This window comes from Micromonospora sp. ATA51 (assembly GCF_016802855.1).
GTDB classification, from domain to species: Bacteria; Actinomycetota; Actinomycetes; order Mycobacteriales; family Micromonosporaceae; genus Micromonospora; species Micromonospora sicca.
This window is the reverse complement of record NZ_JAEVHJ010000109.1, coordinates 1-20,176: the sequence shown is the minus strand read 5'-3', so window position 1 is coordinate 20,176 and position 20,176 is coordinate 1. Positions and strand designations below refer to the sequence as shown.

Annotated in this window: 19 protein-coding genes, 7 tRNA genes and 1 pseudogene; 15 read left to right on the top strand and 12 right to left on the bottom strand. The window is 71.2% G+C overall.

The window, feature by feature from the left end; translation table 11 throughout:
* Nucleotides 1–750: Gmad2 immunoglobulin-like domain-containing protein (locus JNW87_RS18360; RefSeq protein ID WP_255544036.1), on the top strand; the 750-nt coding region annotated here is incomplete at its 5' end.
* Between the two features lie 16 nt (nt 751–766).
* On the opposite strand, the gene JNW87_RS18355 is transcribed toward JNW87_RS18360, so the two are convergent.
* Complete coding sequence (locus tag JNW87_RS18355) at nt 767–1,516, bottom strand: hypothetical protein (protein WP_109802901.1); 750 nt, start codon at nt 1,514–1,516, stop codon at nt 767–769.
* A 15-nt stretch (nt 1,517–1,531) separates the two neighbouring features.
* Nucleotides 1,532–1,750 (bottom strand): hypothetical protein, encoded by a 219-nt coding sequence (locus JNW87_RS18350; protein WP_109802902.1) that lies wholly within the window; start codon nt 1,748–1,750, stop codon nt 1,532–1,534.
* A 766-nt stretch (nt 1,751–2,516) separates the two neighbouring features.
* On the opposite strand from JNW87_RS18350, the gene JNW87_RS18345 reads away from it, so the two are divergent.
* Genes JNW87_RS18345 through JNW87_RS40740 form a run of 3 tightly spaced genes read left to right on the top strand, consistent with a single transcriptional unit; the run spans nt 2,517 to nt 5,868 of the window.
* Complete coding sequence (locus JNW87_RS18345) at nt 2,517–3,446, top strand: glycosyltransferase family 2 protein (protein ID WP_201749737.1); 930 nt, start codon at nt 2,517–2,519, stop codon at nt 3,444–3,446.
* Nucleotides 3,443–4,762 carry a hypothetical protein gene (locus JNW87_RS18340; protein ID WP_146231138.1) on the top strand — a complete coding sequence of 440 codons (1,320 nt, stop codon included), beginning with the start codon at nt 3,443–3,445 and terminating at the stop codon, nt 4,760–4,762. Before JNW87_RS18345 ends, JNW87_RS18340 begins: the two co-directional genes overlap by 4 nt.
* Complete coding sequence (locus JNW87_RS40740; protein WP_109802904.1) at nt 4,759–5,868, top strand: GNAT family N-acetyltransferase; 1,110 nt, start codon at nt 4,759–4,761, stop codon at nt 5,866–5,868. Before JNW87_RS18340 ends, JNW87_RS40740 begins: the two co-directional genes overlap by 4 nt.
* Nucleotides 5,869–6,185: 317 nt before the next feature.
* Here the strand turns inward: JNW87_RS40740 and JNW87_RS39605 are convergent, their stop codons facing one another.
* On the bottom strand, nt 6,186–6,311 hold the full coding sequence (locus JNW87_RS39605) for a hypothetical protein (protein WP_255544035.1): 126 nt from the start codon (nt 6,309–6,311) through the stop codon (nt 6,186–6,188).
* On the opposite strand from JNW87_RS39605, the pseudogene JNW87_RS41545 reads away from it, so the two are divergent.
* From JNW87_RS41545 to JNW87_RS18285, 11 genes and pseudogenes are all read left to right on the top strand, one after another.
* Nucleotides 6,274–6,570 (top strand): annotated as a pseudogene (locus tag JNW87_RS41545) (hypothetical protein); the annotation flags it as partial. The gene JNW87_RS39605 and the pseudogene JNW87_RS41545 sit on opposite strands and share 38 nt — an antisense overlap.
* A 329-nt stretch (nt 6,571–6,899) precedes the next feature.
* Nucleotides 6,900–7,154: a hypothetical protein gene (locus JNW87_RS18330; protein WP_238454112.1), complete on the top strand. Its 255-nt coding sequence runs from the start codon at nt 6,900–6,902 to the stop codon at nt 7,152–7,154.
* Nucleotides 7,151–8,452 (top strand): nucleotidyltransferase family protein, encoded by a 1,302-nt coding sequence (locus JNW87_RS18325; RefSeq protein WP_109802905.1) that lies wholly within the window; start codon nt 7,151–7,153, stop codon nt 8,450–8,452. The genes JNW87_RS18330 and JNW87_RS18325 overlap by 4 nt, the downstream gene beginning before the upstream one ends.
* A 177-nt stretch (nt 8,453–8,629) precedes the next feature.
* A complete protein-coding gene (locus JNW87_RS18320) occupies nt 8,630–9,493 on the top strand; it encodes an aminoglycoside phosphotransferase family protein (protein ID WP_309233974.1) in 864 nt (287 codons plus the stop codon).
* Nucleotides 9,438–9,800: a hypothetical protein gene (locus JNW87_RS40735; RefSeq protein ID WP_238454114.1), complete on the top strand. Its 363-nt coding sequence runs from the start codon at nt 9,438–9,440 to the stop codon at nt 9,798–9,800. The genes JNW87_RS18320 and JNW87_RS40735 overlap by 56 nt, the downstream gene beginning before the upstream one ends.
* Complete coding sequence (locus JNW87_RS18310; protein WP_238454111.1) at nt 9,716–10,657, top strand: glycosyltransferase family 2 protein; 942 nt, start codon at nt 9,716–9,718, stop codon at nt 10,655–10,657. The genes JNW87_RS40735 and JNW87_RS18310 overlap by 85 nt, the downstream gene beginning before the upstream one ends.
* Entirely contained in the window at nt 10,546–11,808 is a 1,263-nt protein-coding gene (locus tag JNW87_RS18305; RefSeq protein WP_238454110.1) for a glycosyltransferase family 2 protein, read from the top strand. Before JNW87_RS18310 ends, JNW87_RS18305 begins: the two co-directional genes overlap by 112 nt.
* On the top strand, nt 11,805–12,659 hold the full coding sequence (locus JNW87_RS18300) for a polysaccharide deacetylase family protein (RefSeq protein WP_238454109.1): 855 nt from the start codon (nt 11,805–11,807) through the stop codon (nt 12,657–12,659). The genes JNW87_RS18305 and JNW87_RS18300 overlap by 4 nt, the downstream gene beginning before the upstream one ends.
* Before the next feature lie 4 nt (nt 12,660–12,663).
* Nucleotides 12,664–14,064 carry a lipopolysaccharide biosynthesis protein gene (locus JNW87_RS18295; RefSeq protein ID WP_109802909.1) on the top strand — a complete coding sequence of 467 codons (1,401 nt, stop codon included), beginning with the start codon at nt 12,664–12,666 and terminating at the stop codon, nt 14,062–14,064.
* Nucleotides 14,061–15,914 carry a hypothetical protein gene (locus JNW87_RS18290; RefSeq protein WP_238454108.1) on the top strand — a complete coding sequence of 618 codons (1,854 nt, stop codon included), beginning with the start codon at nt 14,061–14,063 and terminating at the stop codon, nt 15,912–15,914. The genes JNW87_RS18295 and JNW87_RS18290 overlap by 4 nt, the downstream gene beginning before the upstream one ends.
* A gap of 23 nt (nt 15,915–15,937) precedes the next feature.
* Nucleotides 15,938–16,270, top strand: a complete 333-nt coding sequence (locus tag JNW87_RS18285) for a hypothetical protein (RefSeq protein ID WP_109802911.1) — start codon at nt 15,938–15,940, stop codon at nt 16,268–16,270.
* Nucleotides 16,271–16,315: 45 nt separating this feature from the next.
* Here the strand turns inward: JNW87_RS18285 and JNW87_RS18280 are convergent, their stop codons facing one another.
* The 9 genes from JNW87_RS18280 to JNW87_RS18240 all read right to left on the bottom strand — a co-directional run bounded on the left by JNW87_RS18280 (nt 16,316) and on the right by JNW87_RS18240 (nt 19,551).
* The gene (locus tag JNW87_RS18280) at nt 16,316–17,098 is read right to left on the bottom strand and encodes a family 16 glycosylhydrolase (RefSeq protein ID WP_161557887.1); all 783 of its coding nucleotides are present in this window, start codon (nt 17,096–17,098) and stop codon (nt 16,316–16,318) included.
* A gap of 463 nt (nt 17,099–17,561) precedes the next feature.
* Nucleotides 17,562–17,636 (bottom strand) — tRNA-Leu (locus JNW87_RS18275).
* Nucleotides 17,637–17,650: 14 nt separating this feature from the next.
* Nucleotides 17,651–17,724: transfer RNA gene (locus JNW87_RS18270), tRNA-Leu, on the bottom strand.
* Between the two features lie 5 nt (nt 17,725–17,729).
* A tRNA-Gln gene (locus tag JNW87_RS18265) sits at nt 17,730–17,801 on the bottom strand.
* Nucleotides 17,802–17,834: 33 nt separating this feature from the next.
* A tRNA-Arg gene (locus JNW87_RS18260) sits at nt 17,835–17,906 on the bottom strand.
* A gap of 34 nt (nt 17,907–17,940) precedes the next feature.
* On the bottom strand, nt 17,941–19,140 hold the full coding sequence (locus tag JNW87_RS18255; protein WP_109802929.1) for an RtcB family protein: 1,200 nt from the start codon (nt 19,138–19,140) through the stop codon (nt 17,941–17,943).
* 29 nt (nt 19,141–19,169) lie between these two features.
* Nucleotides 19,170–19,243: transfer RNA gene (locus JNW87_RS18250), tRNA-Gly, on the bottom strand.
* A 25-nt stretch (nt 19,244–19,268) separates the two neighbouring features.
* Nucleotides 19,269–19,341: transfer RNA gene (locus tag JNW87_RS18245), tRNA-Glu, on the bottom strand.
* Nucleotides 19,342–19,474: 133 nt separating this feature from the next.
* Nucleotides 19,475–19,551, bottom strand: a tRNA-OTHER gene (locus JNW87_RS18240).
* Nucleotides 19,552–20,176: the final 625 nt, after the last annotated feature.

Sequence of the window (20,176 nt, the reverse complement as noted above, 5' to 3'; positions counted from 1 at the left end):
ACCACGCCGAGCCGTCGTCCCCCACCGGCCTCCCCCACCACGACGGTGCCGGTGGCGCCCGACGAGTCGGGCGAGGGCGGGACGATCGTGGTGCAGCTCTGGTTCGTCCGGGACGGGAGGCTGGCGCCGACCCGGCGTACGCTCCCGGCCACCGTCGCCACGTCCCGCCTGGCGCTCACCGAACTGGCCGCCGGACCGTCCCGCGCCGAGGCGGCGGCCGGCCTGACCACCCGGGTGCCGACCGGCGTCCAGGTGGTCCGGATCGCCGACGGGGTGGCCACGCTGGCCCCGCCAGCCGGTTTCGCCGACGGTGGCGCGGCGGCCGTCCGGCTGCGCCGGGCCCAGGTGGTCTGGACGCTGACCCAGTTCCCCACCGTGCGCGGGGTGGCGTTCGCCGGCGCCGCGCCGGTCGGGCGGGACGACTACGCGGACCTGCTGTCGGCGATCGTGGTGACCGGCCCGTCGGTCGGTGACCGGGTCACCAGCCCGGTCAGCGTGACCGGGAGCGCGGAGGTCTTCGAGGCGACCGTGAGCGTCCGCGTCCTGGACGCGACGGCTCGGGAGGTCGGCACCTCGTTCACCACGGCCGCCTGCGGCTCCGGCTGCCGGGGCGACTACCGGGCCACCGTCCGCTACCGGGTGGCCGCCACCGGTCCCGGCACCATCGAGGTGTACGAGGTCTCCCCGCGCGACGGCAGCCGGGTCAACGTGGTGGCGGTACCAGTCGTCCTCGTCGCCGCCGGCAGGTGAGGGTCGCGGGAGGCGGTCACTGCCACCGGGCGGTGAGCGACGGAGCTTCCCGCCGCTCCGCGCGTCCGATGCGCAGATCCTCGAAGATCGTGTTCCGGGCCGCCCGCTCGACCTCGGCGTCGAGATCGATCCCGAGCTCGGTCGACGCGTCGTGGGCCGCCCCGACCAGCACCATCTCCACGCCCGCGTGGTCGAGGAACCGGGGCGGGTCGAGCGGCGCGAACCGGCGGGTGCCGAAGCGCTCCTGCAGGTCGGCGGGGAGCTCCGCGCGAGCCGGACCGCGCAGGCCGACCCCGGGCGGCGACGGCGCCTGCGGATTCTTCACCGTGACGACGTAGCTCGCCTCCGGTTCGATCCGGAGCTCGTGCTGCGGCGGCCCGGGACGGCGGGGCAGCTCGAGCTGATACGCCAGATGCGTGTGGTCGTCGTGCCGGGTGACGCAGTACGCGCCCTCGGCCACCGGCCGGGCCGGTGGCTGGAACCGCTCACCCCGGGTCTTCGTCCCGTACAGGTGCGGTCGGAGCGCCTCGTAGAGTTCCGCCGGCCGACTCACCACGGTGTCGACGAACGCCCAGAAACGGTCATGCTCGTCGATCTCGGGCAGGCGCTTGCGGCCCACGACGAGCAGCCGCAGACGCCGTCGTCCGTGCCACGGGTGCAACACGATCAGCAACCGCTGCACCTCGTCCAGCGACTCCACGTGCCGCTCGCCGACCCGCGGCCGGTAGAGGAAGTAGATGTCGCCGTCCTCCAGCACCTCGCTCACGTCACGGCCGCTCTCCTACCGCGGCCCGACGTCGGACGCCTCGTAGATCCAGTCCTCGGCCGCGTCCTCCGGCGCGCGCGCCGCCCGGCGGTACCGGTAGGTCTCCGCGGCCTCGTGCGGTCCATGGAGCTTCAGGTCGTACGACATCGGCGGATCCTCCGCGTCCGGCACCTCCCAGGCCACGGTCTGCCCGTCGTACGGCCCGCCACGTAGGCACAGCTTCACCTCGACCACGCCCCGACGGTAGCGAAGTCGGGTGCCCGGTGTGGCCGAGACGAGTTCTTCGGCATGACCGGTGAACCTGCGATGAAGCAGGCAAGGTCCGTACAGCCACTGATCCTTAACGCACAGCCCTGCGGATACTTTCACCAGGCAATATAGAGTGTCGTCGACTACTGTTAGTGCCGTTGGGTGCAGTTTGTTGCGATTCGGGGCGCGCCTGCTGGGTCTCCGCCCGGCGAAGTGCAAAACCGCAGGTCAAGGCCCATTCAAAGGCCGTTCGACGCTGTTGCTTGCGGCCCGCCTGCCGTTCAGCGCACACCGCTGCCGACACGCCGCTCCCCCATCGCCGGCTCAGCATCGATGGCACCTCCCTGGACGTCGCATCCCGAGCGCTGCCCGTCGCCATCTTCCAGTCCACGACGGCGATCAACCCGTGCCCGAGATGCGGCCACCACCACCGGGGACATCAGCCGGCGGTCCGACCGGTAGCCCGCTCGGGCCAGCACACCCGACGCTTCGTCCGGATCGGCCCGATCTGTCACGTAAAACCGGCGTGTTCGCCTTTGCGTGATGTTAGCTTTGCCTCCTGTTCATCCCGGTCCAAAGAGGCCGATTCGAACAATTCGGACATTCCATGCGAAATGGCTCACTGCCGCATGGGCATCACGGGGGAAGAGGGGCTGATGAGAGGTACAACGAATGTCGCCGGCGGCGGTAGAAGGGGGACCGACTTCGCATCGCGGAAAGGTCTGACGGCGCCCCGCGGAGAGGGGATCCGGTGACGCTGAACCGGGACATCGACACGCACGTCCCCAGCCTGCTGACCGCGCCGCCACGCACGGCACCGTCGGAGCATGATGACCGGCCACTGAGCATCCTGCGGATGCGGGAACGGCCCGAGGGCGACGCCGGAGTGGTCAACGGTGGTCCCGGGCGAGAGACCGTGAGCGTGGTCATCCCAACGCTCAACGAGGAGAAGAACATCGCCTGGGTGCTCGAGCGCATGCCGCCGATCGTCAACGAGGTGGTTCTCGTCGACGGGCACTCGTCGGACCGGACGGTCGAGGTCGCCCGCGCCATCCGGCCGGACATCGTGGTGCTGACGCAGAACTGCCGGGGCAAGGGTGACGCGGCGCGGGTGGCGTTCGCCGCGGCCACCGGCGACCTGATCGTCATGATCGACGCCGACGGCAGCATGGATCCCGCCGAGATCCACCGCTTCGTCACCCCGCTCATGAACGGCTACGACTTCGTCAAGGGCTCCCGGTTCCTGACCGGCGGCGGATCGACCGACCTGACTCCACTGCGCCGCACCGGGAACCATATGCTGGTGCGGCTGACGAACAGCTTCTTCCTCGTCCGCTTCACCGACCTGTGCTACGGCTTCCTTTCGTTCCGTCGCGACTGCCTGCAGGCGCTCGCTCTGACCGCGCACGGCTTCGAGATCGAGACCGAACTCGTGGTCCACGCGCTGAAGGCGAACCTCCGCATCGCCGAGGTGCCGAGCACCGAACTCCCGCGCCGCTGCGGCACCTCCAACCTGCACACCTTCCGGGACGGTCAGCGGGTGCTCCGAACCCTGATCCGCGAGCGGGTCGTCCGGCGCCCTCGACCGGTGGTGGACCCGATCGACCACCGCGTGCTGCACCGGTGGCAGCCCCCGGTCGCCGCACGGACCAGCCCGGCGCTGAGCGAGGTGACCCGATGAGGAAGCGTGCACTGCGACGTGCTCCGGTGGTGCGCGGCTCCTACGCGCTCGCCGTGCTGCTGGGCCTGCTGTTCGGCGCCACCCCCGTGCCCACCGGGCTCGCCACGCCGGCCGGGGCGGCAACCGGCGACGTCGGCCTCCTCGGTCCGTCCACGTCCGGCGACGGCTCGGCGGCAACCGGTGAGAAGCCGGAGAGCAAGCTCTGGTGGAACGACGGCGCCTGGTGGGCGGTGCTGTTCCATACCGGCAGCCAGACCCACCACATATTCCGGCTCGACCGCTCCACCGGGCAGTGGGTCGACACCGGGACCATCGTCGACAACCGACCGAAGACCCGCTCCGACGTGCTGTGGGACGGCACCAGGCTCTATGTCTCCTCGCACGTCCGGGCCAGTTCCTCGACCGGCGCGACGTCCGGAAACCCGGCCCGGCTCTACCGCTTCAGCTACGACGCCGCGACGAGGACCTACAGCCGCGACAGCGGCTTCCCGGTGCAGATCAGCAACTACTCCAGCGAGACCCTGACCATCGACAAGGACTCGACGGGCCTGCTCTGGGCGACCTGGACGCAGGGCTCGAAGGTCTATGTGAACAACACGACGGGCGGGGACGCGGTCTGGGGCACGCCGTTCGTGCTCCCGGTCGCCGCCGCGGCCAACCTGTCCAGCGACGACATCTCGTCGGTGGTGAGCTTCGGCGGGACCGGGACCGGCGTGATGTGGAGCAACCAGGCGACGTCCGCGATGTACTTCGCCGAGCACACCGACGGCGCGCCGCGCTCCAGCTGGGACGTCACGCGTACGGCGATCCAGGGTCCGAACAGCGCCGACGACCACATCAACCTCAAGGCGCTGCAGGCCGACGCCTCCGGACGGGTCTTCGCGGCCGTCAAGACCGGGCTCGACGACGCCGGCGCCTCGTCCGCGGCGCCGTTGATCATGATCCTCGCCCGGGACCCGTCGACCGGCGACTGGTCCAGCTACCCGGTCGGCCGGATCAGGGACTGTCACACCCGGCCGGTCCTGCTGCTCGACTCCGAACATCAGACGCTGTACGTCTTCATGACCGCGCCGGACAGCGGGTGTCCCTACTCAGGCTACCCGGGAACGATCTTCATGAAGAGCTCCCCCATGGGCAGCATCGCCTTTCCCCTAGGCCGTGGCACCCCGGTCATCAGGGACGCCCTCTCGCCCAACATGAACAATGTGACGACCACCAAGCAGGACGTCACCAGCGCCACCGGCATGGTGGTCATGGCCAGCAACGACTCCACCCAGCGCTACTGGCACGCCGACCTGCGGCTGGGCTCGTCGTGAGCGCGGGGACCAGCCTCGAGCTCCGCCTCGGGCCGGCCCCCGGCGACCCGCGACCGCTGCGGGTGACGAGTCCGGCCCCAGCCGAGGCGTGGGAGCAGGTGCTCGCCTCCGCGCCGACCGCCCTGCCCAGCCAGACGCCGACCTGGCTCCGCTGCGTGTGCACGGTCGAAGGGTACGAGGACGTCTCGCGGCTCTACGAGACCGTCGACGGAAGGCGCCTCGTCCTTCCGCTGGTGCGACGCCCGGGGCTCGGCGCGATCCTCGCGACGGACTTCGGGCTCCCGGCCGGGTGGGGACCGGGCGGGCTGGTCTGCGACGGCGGTGAGCTCCGCCCGGAGGACGTCCGGTTGGTGGTCACCGACCTGGCGCAGCGGCGCGTGCTGAGCACCCTGGTCCGCCCCGACCCGGCGACGGCCGGGACGTGGGACGCGGTGGTGCCGGCGAGCGTGCTGCGCGAGGAGCGGATGGCGCAGACCCTCTTCCTCGACGGCGGCTTCGACGAGGTCTGGCGGAAGCGGTTCCGCAGCGACACCCGCAACCGGATCCGCCGGGCGGAGCGGGCCGGCGTCGTCGTCGAGTGTGACGACAGCGGCCGCCTGGTCTCCGTCTTCCACCAGCTCTACGGCCAGTCAGTCGACCGCTGGGCGCGGCGGGACCGCCTCCCGCTTCCGCTCGCCCGGCAGCTGGCGGCCCGGCGGGAGCCGCACCGGAAGCTGCGCACCGTCGCCGACATGCTCGGCTCCCGGTGCCGGATCTACGCCGCGTACCACGAGGGACGCCCGGTGGCCGCGATAGTCGTGCTGCGCGGCGCGACCACCGCGATGTACTGGCGCGGCGCGATGCTGGAACAGCTCGCCGGCCCCGTCTATGCCAACTACCTGCTGCACAGGACGGCGATCGCGGACGCGATCGAGGCCGGATGCACGGCCTACAACATGGGCGACTCGGCCCGGGTCTCCTCCTTGGAGCTGTTCAAGAGCCGCTTCGGCGCCGTCAGCCAGGACTACGCCAGCTACCGGATCGAGCGGGTGCCGATCACCCCGCTGGTTCAGCGCGCTCGCCGCGGCGTACGGCGGATCCTGGCGCTCCGGCCGGTGCGGGAGTAGTGCATGAGCCGTACACCGCCTCGCTGGCCGGGACCGCTCCGACCGGCCGTCCTCCGCTGGCTGGTCCTTCCCGCGGCCCTGACCGCGATCACCCTCCTCGTGATCTCCAGCCGCCCCGCCCCGGACGCTTCCCACGGCGCCAGTCCCACACCGATCGGCGCCGACGCGGCCGGATACGACTGGTCAGCGCCACACGGCCACCGCCCCGACCCGCGCACCCTCTCCGTGGGCGTCACCCATACCCGGCACTCGGTCGACGACTGGGGCAGCGCACCGGCCATCGTCTCCGCCAAGGCCGTCCTCACCGCCACCGCCAGCTACCAGAACCAGCACATCTTCGGCTCGGGGACGGTGAACCCGCAGCCAAGCCCGGGAAAGTTCGACTGGTCCTCGTTGGACCGGCGGATGGCACTGATCAGGTCCACCGCTGGCACCCCGGTCATCACGCTCTGCTGCGCGCCGGACTGGATGAAGGGTGGCCGCCCCGGGGAGACCAACTGGGACCGGCTGCACGTCGCGCCCCGGCCGGAGCACTACGCCGACTTCGCCGCGCTCGCCACGGCGGTCGCCCGGCGCTACCCCGACGTGCGGCACTTCCAGGTCTGGAACGAGATGAAGGAATTCTGGGACGCCACCCGCAACCGGCGGAACTACGAGGCCTACACCAACCTTTACAACACGGTGTACGACGCGCTCAAGGCGGTCGGTCCGACCCTCGCCGTCGGCGGTCCGTACGTCGTCATCGACATCTGGGCGAGCTCGAACACCGCCAGTCACCCGTCCGCCCTCGCCGGCGCCTGCGGGGTGGTCGACCAACGGAGTCTCGCCGCCCTGCTGCACATGGCCGACCAGGGGGCGACGACGGCGTTGATCTGGGAACCCCAGGGCGACACCGACGAGACGCACGGACCCGCGCTCTGGAGCGCGACGGATGGCCACGGCGGGGGCCGTCCCCTCGCGTACGCGGAGGCGGTCGCCCGGTTGCAGCAGGTGCTCGCGGACCGCGCCGGGCCGACGCGGTCTCCTGGCCGGTGCCGGAGCTGGGCCTGGTCCGGGGCCGGGAGGGTGTCCTCCTGGTGCACACCGAGGACGACCGGATCGACCTGGAGGTGCAGGGCCGGCCGCTCCGCCTCGGGCCGTACGAGGTGCGATACGTCCCGCTGCGGACCGACACGCCGGTCGAGTTCACGTTCCCCGTCGCCCCCGGGTCGTCGGCGCCCGCCGTACCGGGGGCCATGTGCCTCCGCCCGGCCGCCGCGGCCACGCCGCTTCCGGAGGCACGATGAGCGGCGACGGCACGACCGTGGTGGCGGGCCACCGGGAACCGCCACGGCCGGCGGAACCGGCAACGGCCGCGCCCGGGCTCGCCCGGGCGGTGCTGGCCGGCCTCGACGGGGCCGGCGTGCGCTGGTGCCTGCTGCGCGGTGGTCCGGAGGCGCTCATCGCCCCCGGAGACCTGGACCTCCTGGTCGCGCCGGCCGATCTCGCGCGGGCCGTGGCCGTCATCGAGGCCCAGGGCCTGACCCGCCTGGCCGGTCACGGCCGGGGCAGTCACCGGTTCTTCCTCGGCCTGGACCCGGCCACCAACTCGTGGGTCGAACTCGACCTGGTGACCGAGCTCGCCTACGGCCGTCACTTCGAGGTGCGCACCCTGGCCGCGGACCGGTGCCTGGGCCGCCGCGCACGTCAGGACGACGTGTGGGTGCTCGCGCCCGGGGACGAGTTCTGGGCGCTGCTGCTGCATTGCGTGCTCGACAAGGGCACCGTCGCCGGCCACCACCTCCGTCGGCTGCGACAGCTGGAGGACCACGCCACGCTCGACGGTCCACTCGCCCGGGCGCTGCCGGACCGGGCGGCCCGGATGCTGCTGGCGTACTGGCGGGCCGGTCGCCCGGCGGCGCTGCGGGCCGTCCGTCGGCACCTGCTCACCGCCTGGTGGCGGGCCCGTCCGGCCAGCGCGGCCCGCCGGGTGGTCGGCTCGGCCGCCCTGCGTGCGATCGAGCGGCCGTTGCAGGCGTGGAGCCGTCGGGGTGTCAGCGTCGCCCTGATCGGCCCCGACGGATCGGGGAAGTCCACCCTGGCCGAGGGCATCGAGTCGACGTTCTACTTCCCGGTGCGCCGCGTCTACATGGGGCTTTGGCAGTCGAACGAGGCGCCGCGCGGCACCACCGAGCAGGCCGTCCGCATCCTGTTGCGCCCGTTCACCGTGTGGCGCCGCTACCTGGCGGCGCTGCGCCACCGGGCGCTGGGCCGGATGGTGGTCTTCGACCGCTACGTCTACGACGCCCTGCTGCCGCCGCGCGGGCCACTGGTCTGGCTCAAGCGGCCGTACTTCCAGCTGCTGAGCCGGCTCTGCCCGGCACCCGACGTGGTGCTGCTGCTGGACGTTCCTGGGTCGGTGATGTACCGCCGCTCCGGGGAATACGACCCCGAGCATCTCGAGGCGGAACGAGAGCAGTACCGGCGGTTGCGCCGGCGGATTCCCCACCTGGAACGCGTGGACGCCGACCGCGCGCCGGAACTGGTGCTCGCCGACGCGCTCGGCCGGATCTGGCGGCACTACCTCGAGCGGACGGCCCGGTGAAGGTCGCGGTGCAGTGGGCGCAGCCGGTCCTGCGGGACCGACTCGCCTGCTGGCTGCACCGGCCCGAACGAAACTGGACCGCCACCGTCGCCCCCCCGCCTGGTCGCCCGGGCGACCGCCACCGACGACACCCGGTGGCGGACCGAGACCGTCGCCTTCACCAGCACGTCCGTCGCGGTGGCCACGGTCCGGGGCCGCGGGGCCGACGGACGCTACATGGTCAAGGTGCCCTGGACCGACCAGGCCGTCGACGGGCTGCGGCGCCAGGCCGAGGTGCTCGACGTGCTGCGGACGAACCCGCGCCTGCCCGGCCTGCGCCAGCTCCTGCCGTACTGCGCGGCACAGGGAGAGATCGAGGGACGTTACTACTGCGTGGAGGAGGCGCTGCGCGGCGCTCCGGCGAACGGGATGATGCTGAGGCGTACCCGGCGCGCCGCGCTGCTCGCGTCCGCCAGCCGGGTCATCCGCAACCTCCACCTGCCCACCCGGGAACGGACCATGCTCGACCGGGCCGCCCTGGCGGAGTGGGTGGACGCCCCACTCCGGCGGCTGGAGGAGTTCGTCGCCACCCACCCGCGACCTGGCCGGCTCCTCGACACGGTCTGGCGGCTGCGGGAGGAACTCGTCGTCGCCCTCGTCGGCCGCACCGTGCACACCTCCTGGATCCACGGCGACTTCTGGCCTGGCAACCTGCTGGCCACCTCCCCAGCTGGGCAGGTGACCGGGATCGTCGACTGGGACCGGGCCGCACCCCGCCAACTCCCCCTGCACGACCTGCTACACCTGCACGTCCTCGCCCGCCGGCTCGCCCGCGGCGACGAACTCGGCGAGATCGTCGTCCACGCGCTGCGGCACGGCCTCGACCGGACGCTCGATGTCCCCGCCGGCGAGGCGGCCGACTGGCTGGACGGCATCCCGCCACGACCGGCGCTGCTCCTCTACTGGATGCGCCACATCCTGCTGTTCATCGACTCGGAAGGTGACCATGACGATCCACGCTGGATCCGCGGCAACGTCGAGCGCGTCCTCGTCAACATCTGAGGTGGTCGCCGTCCTCGGTCCGGAGGCGCCAGCGGGGCCCGGCCCGGCCCTGGCCGTGACCGTGGTCATCTGCGTCTACACCGAGCAGCGGTGGCCGCAGATCATCCGGGCGGTCGGCTCCGTGCTGGCGCAGGACGTACCGGCAGCACAGGTCGTCGTGGTCGTCGACCACAACCCGGCGCTGCTGGAGCGGGCGCGCGCCACTTTCCCGGAGCTGACGTCGTGCCGAGCACCGGCCCGCGCGGCCTCTCGGCGGCCCGCAACACCGGGCTGGCCCAGGCGACCGGCGAGATCGTCGCCTTCCTAGACGACGACGCCGAGGCGGAGCCCGACTGGCTGGCACGGCTGCTGCCGCACTACCGGGACGGGCGGGTGCTCGCGGTCGGCGGCCACGCCGTACCGGCCTGGGAGGAGGAACGGCCGCGCTGGCTGCCCCCCGAATTCGACTGGGTCGTCGGGTGCAGCTTCACCGGCCAGCCCACCGAGGTCACCCCCGTGCGCAACGTCATCGGCTGCAACATGTCCTTCCGCCGGTCGGTCCTGGACCGCACCGCCGGCTTCGACCCCGCGCTCGGCCGCGTCGGTCGCACGCCGGTCGGCTGCGAGGAAACGGAGCTGTGCATCCGTATCCGGCAGCTCGAACCGGACGGCGTGGTGCTCCACGAGCCCGCGGCCCGGGTCCGGCACCGGGTCACCGTGGACCGGGCAACGTGGCGCTACTTTCGGCAGCGCTGCTTCTCCGAGGGGCGGTCCAAGGCCGTCGTCGCCCGGCTGGTCGGCGCGGACGCCGGGCTCGCCACCGAGCGCGCGTACACCCGCCGTACCCTCCCGGCCGGGGTGCGCCGCGGCCTGCGCCAGGTCCGCGACGGCGATCGCGCCGGACTGCTGCGGTCCGCCGCGATCGTCGCCGGCCTGCTGGTGACCGCCGCCGGGTACGTCTCGGCCCAGGCCCTGCGCGCCTCTCAGGCGGTCGCACGCCGGTCCCCCGGCGCCGGGCGGGTCCGGCGCCGGTCCGGGTGCTCGCCGTCGAGCTCTCCGAGGGAATGCCCGACGTGCCCGACACGGGCGGCCGACGCGCCCGGTACGGCGCGGCGCAGGTCCTGGTCCGGCTGCACGGGCAGCCGCTCGGGCTGGTCGACGTCGCACTGCCGGCCGGCGGGCTGACCGCGCCGGCGCTCTCCGCCGCCATCCGGGCCCGCCTCTCCGCGGCGATCGACGAGCATCTGCTATACGACGGCCTGCCCACGCTCGACCCGCTGGATGCCGCCGCGGCCGGGGAGGCCGGCCTGGTCGCCGCCGGCGCCTCCTGCCGCTGCCACCCAGCGGTCGTGGAACCCGCCCCGTTCGTCAGCGTGGTCGTCCCCACGTGCGGACGCACGCCGCTCCTCGAGTCCACCCTCGACTCGCTCGCCGCGCTCGACTACCCCCACTACGAGATCGTCGTCGTCGACAACGCGCCGCAGGTCGCCGCCACCGCGCGGGTCGTCGCCGCGCGCGCCGCCGACGATCCCCGGCTCCGCTACACCAGCGAACCGCGACCCGGCGTCGCGCACGCCCGCAACCGAGGGCTGGCCGAGGCGCGGGGCGCGATCGTGGCCTTCGCCGACGATGACGTCACCCTCGACCGGGGGTGGCTGCGCAGCCTCGTCGACGGCTTCACCGGCGACGACGTCGCCGGGGTGACCGGTCAGGTCCTCGCCCGAAAGCTCGACACGCCGTCGCAGATCTGGCTGGAGCAGTACGGCGGTTATGGCAAGGGCTGCCAGCGGCGGCGATTCGACCGGGCCGGGTCCGCAACGCTCGACGCGGGGGGCGCGCGTCGCGTGGACCAGCCACCGCCGTCGCTCTACCCGTACCTGCCCGGATCGTACGGCTCCGGCGCCAACATGGCGTTCCGCGCCGACGTCCTGCGCCGGCTGGGCGGGTTCGATCCCCGGCTGCGCACCGGGGAGGACATCGACGTGCTGCTGCGTACGGTACTGGCCGGCCACGTGTTGACGTACGAGCCGGGGGCCGTCGTGTGGCACACGCACCGCCGTGAGCTGCGGGCGCTGCGCCGGACGATGTTCCGGTACGGGGTCGGGCTGGGCGCCGTCATCACGAAGTGCCTGGCGGCCGATCCCACCGCCCGACGGGAGCTGCTCGGTCGGCTGCCCGGCGGCGTCGCCTACGCACTGCGGCCCGGGTCGGCGAGGAACGGCCGCAAGCAGGAGGGCTACCCGGCCTCGCTGACCGCCCTCGAGCTCTGCGGGCTGGCGCTCGGACCGGCCTACTACGCCGCCGCCGCGGCCCGATCCGGACGGAGCCGCAGATGAACCGCGCACCGAAGACCGTCGTCCCCGTCCTCTGCTACCACAGCGTCGGCGACGTGCGCCGCGACGGCACGCTGCGCTGGGCGGTGTCGCCGGGCGACTTCGACGAGCAGATGGCGCTGATCCGGGAGCGCGGGCGCACGCCGATGACGGCGAGCGGCTACGCGGCCGTGCTGCGCGGGCTGGCCCCGTTGCCGCCGCGACCGGTGCTGATCACCTTCGACGACGGCTTCCCCGACCTCGCCGAGGTCGCGCTGCCGGTGCTGCGCAGGCACGGGCTCATGGCGACCGCGTACGTCATCGCCGCGCGGGTGGGCGTGGCACCGCCCTCGGACGGGGATCCGTCGCTCGACTGGGACCAGCTCCGCGAGCTGCACTCGCACGGGGTGGAGATCGGGTCGCACAGCCGGAGCCACCGCGCGCTCGACTGTCTACGCCCGTCCGAGCTGCATCAGGAGGTCGTGGGGAGCCGACAGGTGCTGGAGGACGGAACGGGGACGTCGGTCCGGTCGTTGGCCTATCCGTACGGCTACCACAGCATCGCCGTGCGGACCGCGGTGCGCGCGGCCGGCTACTCGTCCGCCTGCGGAGTCAAGAACGCGCTGAGCCACCCGGACGATGACGTCTTCGCCATCGCCCGGGTGCTGATCGAGCGGGAAACCGGGATCGCCGGGATCACGGCCCTGCTCGACGGCACCGGCTGGCCGCTGGCCTGGCGGGGCGAGCGGTGGCGCACCCGGGGTTGGCGGGCGTTCCGACGGGCCCGACACCTGGTTGCACGCCGCGCGCCGCGACTGAGCCAGCCGACCTCGGGACGGCGGGGAGGAAGCACCGCGGGCGGGAAGGAGAGGTGACCCGATGAGCGCCCCACGTGCCGGAACCGCGAACGCGTCGGTCGGTCCGGCGGCTGCCGGCGTCGGCACGGTCGCCGCGCCGATCGGCGTACGGCTGCGCCAACACCTGCGCGATCCGCTGAACAGCAACGTCTACGCGCTGATGCTCAACACGGCGGTGAGCTCGCTGCTCGGCATCGTGTACTGGGCTCTGGCGGCGCGCCTGTACTCCCCGGCCGAGTTGGGCATCGGCGCGGCGATGGTGTCGACGATGTCGTTCCTGAGCAACCTCTCCCAGCTCAATCTGAACGGTGCGCTCGCCCGCTTCCTGCCGAGGGCGGCGGAGCGGGGCGGCCGGCTGGTCGGCTACGCGTACGGGGCCAGCTGCCTCGCGGCGCTCGCCCTCAGTGCCGGTTTCCTGCTGCTCGCTCCCCTGGTTGCCGGCCGGTTCGACTTCCTGAACCGCACTCCCCTGCTCGCGGTGGCGTTCATCCTCTCCGTAGCCGGCTGGTGCATCTTCACCCTGCAGGACAGCGTGCTCACCGCCCTGCGCGGTGTGGTGTGGGTCCCGGTCGAGAACACCGCCTTCGGCATCCTCAAGATCGCGCTGCTGGTGCTGCTCGCCGGCGCCCTGCCCAGCCTGGGCATCTTCCTTTCCTGGAACCTGGCGGTCGTCGTCGCGCTCATCCCCGTCAACGTGCTGGTCTTCCGCCGGCTGCTGCCCCGACTGCGGGAGCGGGGTACGGCGGTCGCGCTGCCGGATCGCGGGGTGCTCGCCAGGTTCGTGGCGCTCGACTACGTCGGGTACCTCTTCCTGCAGGCCGGCACGAACGCCCTCCCGCTGATCGTGACCGCGCGGCTGGGCGCCGAGGCCAACGGCGTCTTCTACGTCGCCTGGCTGCTGGGCGGCTCCCTGGAGATGGTGGCGTACCACTTCGGCACCTCGCTGACCGTGGAGGCCTCCGCCGATGAGTCGCGGCTTCCGGCGTACGTGCGGCAGGTGCTGCGGCGCGGGCTGCTCCTCCTCGTACCGGCGGTCGTCCTGCTCTGCGTGTCGGCGCCGCTGCTGCTGACCCTCTTCGGCCGCGACTACGCGTCGAGCGGCGCGGACGTCCTGCGGCTCTCCGCCGTCGCGGTGCTGCCCAAGCTTCTGCTGATCGTCTTCGTCGCGGTGTCCCGGGTCCGGCGCAGGGTCGGTCGGATCATCGCGGTGCACGCGTCCGCGAGCGCCCTGGTCGTATCGCTGTCGCTGGTCGCGATGGCCGAGATCGGGGTGACCGGGGTCGGCGTCGCGTACCTCGCCGGACAGCTCGTGGTGGCGGCCGCCGTTCTGCCGTCGATGGTGCGGCTGCTGCGGGGCGTTGCGGGCGACGGGGTCGAAGAGGCCGGCGCCCACGTCACGACTGGTCTCTGGAGGCGTCGATGACAAAGTTTCCTAACCTGGTGTCCACAAAGCCACGCGGTGAGCTGGAGGACCTCGGTCAGCTGTCGTCCGCCGGCTCCGGTGTTGGCTCCGCCGGGCAGGCTTTCAGCACGGGGATCGGCCCCCGATGGGGGTTTGCCGTCCAGGCCCTCGCCACCGTGCTTCTCGCCATAACACTGTGGATCATCGGCCTCCGGAACGTCGACCCCCGCGCCATGACGGACATCGGTCTGGTCTCGCTCTTCACGGTGCCGATGATCGCAGCCCTGGTCGTTCTCGCCGTCGGGTTCTTTCGTGCGCTGCGACGTTCAGCCGCCGAGTGGCTCCTCGCCGTGCACCTGGTGGCGTTCATCGGCTTCATCCACGCGACCCCGGCCGCTCTGTTCGGGACGCTTCGATACGCCTGGGCGTGGAAGCACATCGGGATCATCGACTACATCCTGCGGACGGGGAGTGTCGACACGACGATCTCCAATCTGCCGGTGTACCACAGCTGGCCCGGATTCTTCGCCGGGACCGCCCTGCTCACGGACATGGCGGACCGGTCATATCTACTGCCCTTGGCGACGTGGACGCAGTTGGCGTTCAACCTGTTCAACCTGCTGGCGGCCCGCTTCCTGATGCGCTCGATGACCGACGATCGCCGGGTGGTCTGGCTGGGGCTCTGGCTGTTCTTCCTGACGTCCTGGTTGGGCCTGGACTACTTCTCGCCGCAGGGCCTGGCGTTCCCGCTCTATCTGGTCCTGATGGGGCTGGTTCTGCGTGCCTTCCGACGCCGGCGAGCCGACGTAGTGGAGGTGGTCGCACCTCTCGCGGCCGCTATGAGAGTGCGGGCGGCTCTGCCGGTCATGGTCCTCATCATGGGAGTGATCGCCTCAAGCCATCAGATAACCCCGCTCATGATGGTGCTCGGGCTGCTCACGGTCTTCGGTTTCCGCAGAGCGCGAGGCTGGTACGTCCCCGTGCTGGCCGTGGGGCTGACAGTCGGGTGGGCGCTTGTCGTGGCCCGCGGCTACACGATCGACAACCTCAGCGGTCTGAACATCGGCGAGCCGGTGCAGAACGGCGTCGACACGCTCGAAAAGTCGGCGGACGTCCGTGACGGCCAGGTGCTGGTGAGCTACGCCGGGCGCTTCATCACAGCGGTGGGGCTGGCCGTGGCCGCGATCGGCATCTACCGGGCGAGGCGACGGCGCCGGCTCGACTCGGCCGCCCTGCTGCTGCTGCTCAGTCCGATGCTGCTGCTCGCCGTCACCGAATACGGCGGTGAGGTGCTCTTCCGGGTCATCCTGTTCACCGGCCCGTTCATGGCCTACTTCGCCGCACTGGCGGTCTATCCCGACGCAACCGACCGGGCGCGGACTCGCCGGGTGGTGCTGGGCGGTCTCCTCACCGTGGCATTGCTGCCCGGATTTCTGCTGGCCTACTTCGGCAAGGACACGCAGAACTACTTCACGCCGGCAGAGGTGAGAACGACTGCGTGGTTGTACCAGAACGCGGAACCGAACTCCCTCATCGTCGTCGGTTCGCGCAACTTTCCCCAGCGGTTCCGGAACTACGAGAAGCTCACCCATCTCTCGATAGCCAATGAGCCGCCGGAGAGCCGGGATCGGGTGCTGGCCGACCCGGCGGAGAGGCTGTCCCGGTGGCTTGCCGCCGGAACATCCGACAAGCCGAACTACATCCTGATAACGAGGGGCCAGAAGGTCGCCAACGACCTGATCGGGCCCATGCCGGCGGGCTCCCTTGACCGGGTCGAACAGGCGCTCCGGGCGTCACCTCGCTTCCGGATCGTCGTAGACACGGGCGACGCCGTGGTCTTCACCCTGGCAGAGAACGGGAACGGCAGATGATGCGACGTCTAGCACTGTCTTTCGTGGTCGTCGTCGCGACGGCGCTCACGACCGCGTTCGTGGTCTTCGGAGCCACCAGCCCGGCACGACTCCCGGTGGTGCTGGCCTTCGCCGTGGTGGTGCCCGGACTGGGTTGGGCATCGCGGCTCCGTCTCGCCGACGCCGCAGATACCTTGTCGATCGCCATCACAATCAGCCTCTGTCTCCTGGTCGTCGTCGGCGAGGGCATGGCCCTGCTGCGGCTCTGGTCCGTCGAGCGAGGATTCCTTGTCCTGGCGGCTGTCGCTGTCCTCGGCGTCACACTCCCCCGCAGGGGCAACGACAACTCACCCGCGGGCGCGTCCAGGTCGGTCTGATCTGCGGTCGTGGCGCCAGCAAGCACATGCGCCGGCAGAGAGCCATCAGCGAAGGGCTGGCCTGATCTGGATGTAGTCGATGGCTAGCGACGCGGGGAATTGCGTCGAGTTGTTCGGAGAGCCGGGCCACCGACCGCCCACCGCCAGATTGGCCACGACGTACATAGGCTCGTCGGGCACCTCGTCGCCCTTGACCGTGAAGATCAGTTTTCCGTCGAGATACCAACGCAGCTTCCCCGGCAGCCACTCCAACCGGTAGACATGCCAGCCGTCCGCGAGGTCGGCGTTTCGCTCCGTGTGTGCGAGGGGCTCGCTCTTCCGATCCCGTCGGTGGAGTGACTGATAGCTCTTCCGCGTATTGCTGCCCAGCACTTCGACGATGTCGATTTCGGGTCGGGAGTCACGGAAGGCGGGGAGCATCCAGAGCGCGGACCAGAGGCCCTTCCCGGCCGGCACCCGAAGTCGAGCCTCGACCGCGCCGTAGGTGAACGCGAACCGCGGCTCGCCCCGCCGCTCCGAAGGACCGGAGCTGATCATCCCGGACCGGTACTGGAACCGTTCGCCGTCGGGGCTTTCGACGGGAACCGCCTCCGCGGTGAGGTACAGGACCCCGTCCGCCACCGTCACCTGCGCCGGCTCGTACCACTGAAGCTCTTTGTTCGAGGCGATGGTGCATCCCCACCAGTGGCAGGTGCCCCAGGAGTCGGAGTCTAGCGACTCACCCTCGAAGCCGTCGGCGAGCGGCTGACTAGAGCTCTGCTCTATAGGTTCGGCAGGACCGCAGGAGGACTGTGGCCCCAACCCGACAGCGACGACGAACAGTGCCATTCCCATGGCGATAAACCGGCGCCTAAACCGCAGCAATGGAGGAGGTGACTTCACCGCTTCGTGATCACGCGGCTGCCTCTTGTGCCAGACTGCTACGCGGGTCCTGCGGAAAGACGTCACTTGGCCAGGATAAACGTGGCATGCCCGACCTTCTGTTCACTTATCGGTTACCGGCTGCTCTTCGCGTTCGCCATCATCCTTCTCCAGCGGATCCACGATCTCAACTCGCCGAGTCTGGGCCCTGCTCCGGATCCTCGACATGGTCGCCGCGCCGCTGCTCGTCGCGTTCGTCATCATCATCCTCCAGCGGTTCCGCGACCTGAGCTGACGTCGCCCGGGCGACCCGTCGCGCCGCCGCAACGGTGCGAGCCGCGTGGCTCGCAACTCGACCCGTGGCTCGCCCGGGCCCTGGCCCCCCCGGCCGTCGGGCGACTCTCCCACTTCGTCCACCGCGCCATTCGCGTACCCGGGGTGCGATTCGAACGCACACTGTCGGCTTCCTGAAAACCGTGCCTCCTGCCAGTTGGGCTACCCGGGGGTGAACACACTGCGTACCCTCGGCGCGATTCGAACGCGCAACCTGCGACACCTCATGCCGCCGCCTCTGCCAGTTGGGCCACGAGGGCTCGTGCTGCGAGCGGAAGACTCGAACTTCCCTCTCCCGTTCCAGAGACGGGTGTGCTGCCGACTGCACCAGCTCGCAAAGGTTCCGCTCCGCCGTCTCGGATGCGGACCGTGCCCCGACAGGATTCGAACCTGGGCTCTCCGCTTCCGTAGAGCGGCGCTCTTTCCGCTGAGCCACCGGGGCGTACGACCGGCGCCCCCCTCGGGCGCCGGTCGGTCTAACCCTTCACGCAGACCACCTGCTTGAGGTGCGCGACCACCTCGACCAGGTCGTCCTGCTGCGCCATCACCTTGGTGATGTCCTTGTACGCGCCGGGGATCTCGTCGACCACCCCGGCGTCCTTGCGGCACTCGACGCCGGCGGTCTGCCGGACCAGGTCCGCGGTGCTGTACGTCCGCTTCGCCTGCCCCCGCGACATCCGCCGCCCGGCCCCGTGCGAGGCCGAGCAGTACGCGTCCGGGTTGCCCTTGCCGCGCACGATGTACGAGCCGGTGCCCATCGACCCCGGGATGATGCCCAGGTCCCCCCGGCCGGCGCGGATGGCGCCCTTCCGGGTCACCAGCACGTCCACGCCGTCGTACGTCTCCTCGGCCACATAGTTGTGGTGACAAGAGATCGGCTCGCCGTACGAGACGTGCGGGAACTGGTCCCGGACCACGCCGCAGAGCAGGGCGAGCATGACCTCCCGGTTGCGCCGGGCGTACTCCTGGGCCCAGAAGAGGTCCCGGCGGTAGGCGTCCATCTCCGGCGTGCCGGCGAGGAACACCGCGAGGTCCCGGTCGGGCAGGTCGACGTTGTGCGGCAGCCCGCGGGCCACCGCCATGTGCCGCTCGGCCAACTCCTTGCCGATGTTGCGGGAACCGGAGTGCAGCATCAGCCAGACCTGCCCGTCGTCCGGGCCGCCCTGCTCGACGCAGACCTCGATGAAGTGGTTGCCGCCACCGAGGGTGCCCAGCTGGTGCTGGGCCCGGTGCTCCAGCTGCGCGACCTTCCGGTCCAGCTCACCGAAGCGCCGCCAGAACGCGTCCCAGCCGGCGTGTGCCAGGCCCCGGACCCGGCGCGGGTCGACCGGGTCGTCGCGCTTGGCGAACCCGACCGGGATGGTCGCCTCGATGGCCGAACGCAGCGGGGCGAGGTCGTCGGGCAGGTCGGCCGCGGTGAGCGAGGTCCGCACGGCGGACATGCCGCAGCCGATGTCGACGCCGACCGCGGCCGGCGAGACGGCCTGCCGCATCGCGATGACCGATCCGACGGTGGCGCCCTTGCCGAAGTGCACGTCCGGCATGACGGCGACGCCCTGCACCCAGGGCAGTGCGCCGATGTTGCGCAGCTGCTGCGCGGCCTGCGGCTCGATGCCGTACGGGTCGGTCCAGACCCGTACCGGCGCCCGGGTGCCGGCCAGCGGGGTGAAACCCATCGTCGTCTCCTCGTGTCGGGGGGTGTTCGAGCGGCTGGCCGGATTCGAACCGGCGATCTTCACCATGGCGAGGTGACGCGCTACCTGACTGCGCTACAACCGCGTGGTCGTCCCGGGCGGGACGGACGTAGGCCGTACGGGACTCGAACCCGTAACCGCCCGGCTGAGAACCGGGTGAGCTGCCAATTGCTCCAACGGCCCGTGGGACGGTAGGAAACCCGCCCCGGATGTGTCGCCCCGCGACGCGTCGGGGCGTCGGCCGGGGTTGTGCTCATGCCATCCACTGTGGAGTTGAGAAGGAGCGACGTCGCCGGCCGGGGCCGGGACATTCGAGCAGGGGCGACAGGATTCGAACCTGCAACCGTCGGATTTTTGGGAATCCGGTGCTCTACCGGGTTGAGCTACGCCCCTGGGCGGGAGTGGGGTGACGAAAAAGCCGCCCGGTCCCTGAGCGGGGGCGGGCGGCTGCGCGTGTCGCGCTGGCGCTAGTAGCGCCGCCACCCCGATTGCCACCGCTGCTGCCGGCAGCGACCCAGGCCTCGCTCGCCGGTGGGCAGCGAGGCACCACCGCGCGGCATGGGCCGCGGGGCTTCGGTGCGCAGATGCTGCGTCACGGCGTACTCCCTGGGTTGATCCGGTTGACGTTGCCCCATGAAGGTAGGCGGCCCCTCGGGACACCGCAATGGATATTCGTGCGGATGGTTCGGTAGGCGCCGAAGGATCGCGGCCGTAGCGTCTCTGGTTTCCTATGTGATCCTCAGCGAGCCAGACTCCCTGCCGGTACTTCCGTCCCGGTTGATGATCGGGGTGGCGTGCACGTGGCGGTGGAAGCCGCGGCCGAGGACGGCCCCGCGAACCCGGTGTGGGTGTCGCGGAGCGGTGGTGGGAACCGTGTACGGCACCTGGCGAACCCGCCCTGACGGCTGGGTCTCCTGGGGTGTCCGTCCCGCCGGACGCTTGCCGGCAGTTCCCGGTGGGGGTTCTGCCGGGGCGGGAACCTGCCGTCGCAAGGGCAGCAGGCGTGAAGTCTTGACCG